Annotated in this window: 4 protein-coding genes; all 4 read left to right on the top strand. The window is 37.9% G+C overall.

Features of this window, described 5'->3' with window-relative positions:
- Positions 1-436, top strand: a 436-nt coding sequence (locus BLT94_RS21540) for a response regulator (RefSeq protein WP_139169108.1), incomplete at its 5' end; no start/stop codon positions are given.
- 658 nt (positions 437-1,094) lie between these two features.
- Positions 1,095-3,035 (top strand): methyl-accepting chemotaxis protein, encoded by a 1,941-nt coding sequence (locus BLT94_RS21535; RefSeq protein WP_092238799.1) that lies wholly within the window; start codon positions 1,095-1,097, stop codon positions 3,033-3,035.
- A 102-nt stretch (positions 3,036-3,137) separates the two neighbouring features.
- The gene (locus BLT94_RS21530) at positions 3,138-3,527 is read left to right on the top strand and encodes a response regulator (protein WP_092238796.1); all 390 of its coding nucleotides are present in this window, start codon (positions 3,138-3,140) and stop codon (positions 3,525-3,527) included.
- Positions 3,528-3,565: 38 nt separating this feature from the next.
- Positions 3,566-4,359: cache domain-containing protein (locus tag BLT94_RS21525; RefSeq protein WP_245743220.1), on the top strand; the 794-nt coding region annotated here is incomplete at its 3' end.

Raw genomic sequence — 4,359 nt, 5'->3', positions numbered from 1 at the left:
CCGGGACAAGGAAATGGAAAAGATTCCTTCAAGGCCTTTCTTGATAAAAGGGACGGGCAGAATTCTTCTGGTTGATGATGAGGAAAATATTGTTATTTCAGGCCGGCAGATATTGATGAAAATGGGATATGAGGTAGTCGGAGTAACGGACAGCCTTGAAGCCCTTGAAGTTTTTAAAAAAGAACCCCATGCGTTTGATTTGGTTTTAACAGATGTAACAATGCCTAAAATGACCGGTATTGAGTTGTCAAAAGAGATCATAAAGATCAGGCAGGATATCCCCATTGTTCTGTGTACCGGTTTTAGTGAAGGATTAACATCCAATATGGTTGAGAATATTGGTATTGTTGATACGGTAATGAAGCCAATGATTGCCGGTGAACTTGCCGAAGTGATTCGTAACGCTCTAAGGACTGAGGATTTAGTTGATTCCTAAACTGAAATGTTAAATGGCTTTATTACAGTATAAAGTACAGGTATCAAACTGATTGGTTTCGGGTGTTGTTAAATACTGATTCCTAAGTTTTAAGAAAAAACAGATCATGTTTATCTGGCAATTATCAATCCCAATAGGGGGGATGTTTTATAACACCGGGACGTTTTATAACATTCCCCTGAATCTTATTATTATTAAGGGATTCATCCTCTAATTTGTGATTTTCGTTAAAAAAACAAAACACCCTTTCAGTGTCTTCTAATCTTGAAGAATATTTTGAAATTGTCTTAAAATATTACTCTCTTACAAATTGAAATCTGATTTGGCATGCTATTCGCAAGATAAATATAGTAATTAGGTTTTTAATGTTTTTTAATATATAGTCCTAATTTATATGAGAATTTCTCCAACACACTGTAATGATAAGAATTTCAATTTTTATTGTGGCGGACAAATCTGCCATGTATGTTATATAATAGTTTGTTTGAACAATGTTTGGCTAAAGTGGGAGGCCGGGTCAAGATTCCTCTTGATATTGATAAAGTTCTCAGTCCACAGAAAATCGAATTACTCAATAAAACAAGCTAATTTGCTGTTTATATGTTTTGATTTTTCAAATCACCTATTGTTTTGAGAAACTAATTAACGGAGGGGAAAAATGTTTAAAAACATAAAGGTAGGAACAAAAATTGCGGGCGGTTTTTTTATCGGCATCCTTTTGTCTTTTATTATTGGTGTTACAGGTGTGTACAATATCAGTAAAATCGGTGATATTGTTACCCTCCTGGCAACACAGGAGATCCCTGAAACATCTGCAGTGATTGAGACTGAGCGGGCAACCTGGAATGCCCATGTTATGTCCTATGAATTTGATCTGAAGCAGGATGAAAAAAGCAGAAAAGAATGGTTCGCTCACAAGGAGGATATAAAAAAAGGTCTTGATAAGCTTGTGCCCTTTGCCATTGCCTTGAATCATAAGGATATATTAACCGCAGTTGATGTGATTAAAAATATGCTGGGAGAGTATTCAAAGAGCAGTGAAGAATATACATCTTTGACCCTGAAAAACAAAGAAATCGAAAAACAGCTGAAAACCTGCGCTTCAATTGTTGCCGGACATTGGCTTGATTATATTCAAGATCAGAATATGAAAATAGAAAGATCTATTGCAAACAGGGAGCTTGAAAATATTATTACAAGGGTAGGTAAAATCAAAATAGCCAACAATGGCATGAATCTTTTTAATGAGGCCATAAAAAACCAATTTTTGTATGCTATTTACAATGAGGATGAATATGCCATGGCAATAAATTCCAGCATAGTTAAACTGATTGCCATTACAAAAGGTATGATAAGCGTTTCTGCAGATTCGGCAAATATTAGAAGGGGTGAAGCAATGCTTTTTGATACTGAAAAAGCAGGAAAACTGTTGAGCGTCTGGGTACTAAACAAAAAACAGCAGGCAGATCTTTTAATCCGGTTAAATAAAAATGCCATGGCAATTATCAAGCTTACCACGAAAACAGCATTGGAGGCGGACAAAGCTGCCTATGAAATGGGAATGGCAACTACAGGGTTTGTCTCCAACGTCAGGATGCTGCTTGCAGTAATCTTAACCTGTGCCGTCATCATTGGGTTGGGGTTGGCCCTTTTTATAACCCGGGGTATCACAAAGCCATTGAATATTGTGATGGATGGTTTGCAGGAAGGGGCGGATCAAGTTTCTTCAGCTTCAACCCAGGTTTCATCTTCAAGCCAGTCCCTTGCAGAAGGTGCTTCCCAACAGGCTGCCGCCATTGAAGAGACTTCCTCATCAATGGAGGAAATGTCCTCCATGACAAAGAAAAATGCTGAAAATGCAAACCTTGCAGATAACCTTATGAAGAAATCCAATCAGGTTGTGAAGGATGCCAATCGTTCCATGGAAAAGCTTACCCTGTCTATGGAAGATATTTCAAAGGCAAGTGAAGAGACTTCTAAAATTATAAAAACCATAGATGAAATAGCGTTCCAAACCAATTTGCTTGCGTTAAATGCAGCAGTTGAAGCGGCCCGGGCAGGAGAAGCAGGAGCAGGATTCGCAGTTGTTTCAGATGAAGTCAGAAATCTTGCCATGAGAGCTGCAGATGCTGCAAAAAATACAGCCGAACTTATTGATGGTTCGGTTAAAAAGATAAATGAAGGGTCAAAGCTTGTATCAACTACAAATGAAGATTTTTCCAAGGTCGCTGAAAGTGCAGGCAAGGTAGGCGATCTGGTTGCTGAAATTTCAGGGGCATCAGATGAACAGGCCAAAGGTATTGAACAGGTGAGTGCCGCCATTACCGAAATGGATAAGATTGTTCAGCAGAATGCAGCCAATGCGGAAGAATCCGCATCCGCATCCGAAGAGATGAATGCTCAGGCAGAGCAGCTTAAGGAATATGTCGCAGATCTTGTTATGATGACAAACGGTGGCAAAGAAAAGGGAGTACCAGGTTTTTTTAAAAGGAAAATATCTTATCCTGTTTCCAAGTATAAACCACACCAGGTAATGAAAAATAAAAAAATTGGCATACAAGGCAAGTCAGTTAATTCCTTATCAGGTCATACCGTTTGACGATAATAATGATTTTGGAAAATTTTAATTAAGCTGGAATAAAGATATAGCGGCCAATTCCGTTTTAATCAAAATAATCATGAACCCCAAAAGAGATTAAAAATGAACACTGAATCACAGTTAAATTCCATTCTCATCATTGATGATGAACCAAGTGTTTTGAAATTTCTCAGGCTGTTTTTGTCAAGAAACGGTTTTCGTGTAGATGTTGCAGAGAATGGGGAAGAGGGGATAAATAAAATTGAAACCCATGCTTACAGCTTGATTGTTACGGATATAAAAATGCAATCATTGTCCGGCGATCAATTATTGTATTATCTGCGTAAAGTCCTGAATGATGTAACGCCTGTTGTGGCTATGTCTGGAACGCCCCGGTTTCTTGGCTATGATGAGTTTGATGCTGTTTTACATAAACCCTGCTCAATAAAAGAAATATTGAAGATATTATGCCGGTGTTTATCTGAAAGTTGCAGACAGGGAGTTAAAAGATAAAAATTTTAGCTTCAACTTACTGTGGGAGATAAAATGCAATGACCCAAAACACTGTTCTTGATATAATCTCTGGAAAGTCGACTACAAGATCATTTAGAATTATTATTCCGTTGTGTATTACATTTGTCCTTTTTACCGTGAGTATTTTTTTGATTTTTGTTCCTTCATTGAAGAAATATATGATGGATCAGGAAAAGAAAATGCTTCATGAAATGAATAACAGCAGCATCAGCGTGACCTATAGTTTGCTGTCAGAGTATAACCAGAGGGTTATATCAGGTGAATTGACCCTTCAAGATGCCCAAAGCAGGGCGAACAAACGTATTCGAAATTTGCGTTACGGCCCTGAAGATCAAGATTATTTCTGGATAATTGATATGCAGCACAGGGTACTCATGCATCCTTTTTTGCCTGATATTGAAGGGAAAAATTGTAAGGATTTTGTTGATTCCAACGGTAGATATTTTGTTGCTGAATTTGTAAGGACTGCCGAACAAAAAGGTTCCGGTTATGTGGAGTATACATGGCAATGGAAAGATGATTCGGCAAAGACAGTTCCGAAAATTTCTTATGTAAAGCTGTTTGAGCCTTGGGGGTGGGTTATAGGAACCGCCGTGTATGTGGATGGAATAGATTCTGAAATACGATTTATCACCCAACGGTTATTTAAGATTTTTACAGGGATATTGATCATAGTATTGATTTTATCTTTTTATGGCAGTTCCCAGGCTGTGAAGATTGACAAAAAACGCTCTATAGCGGAAAAAGCCCATCGTCTGGATACCTTGCGCTTTGAAAAACTCAGGGAATTGAATCAGATGGCAGATTCTTC

Origin of the sequence: Desulfobacula phenolica (assembly GCF_900105645.1) — a bacterium.
Lineage (GTDB): Bacteria > Desulfobacterota > Desulfobacteria > Desulfobacterales > Desulfobacteraceae > Desulfobacula > Desulfobacula toluolica.
Note: the sequence above shows the minus strand (reverse complement) of the source record. Positions and strands in the feature narration are given on the sequence as shown.

What these genes read in the sequence shown, in the direction of transcription:
- BLT94_RS21535 (WP_092238799.1), top strand. Translation starts at nt 1,095, where the DNA reads ATGTTTAAAAACATAAAGGTAGGAACAAAAATTGCGGGCGGTTTTTTT.
- BLT94_RS21530 (WP_092238796.1), top strand. Translation starts at nt 3,138, where the DNA reads ATGAACACTGAATCACAGTTAAATTCCATTCTCATCATTGATGATGAA.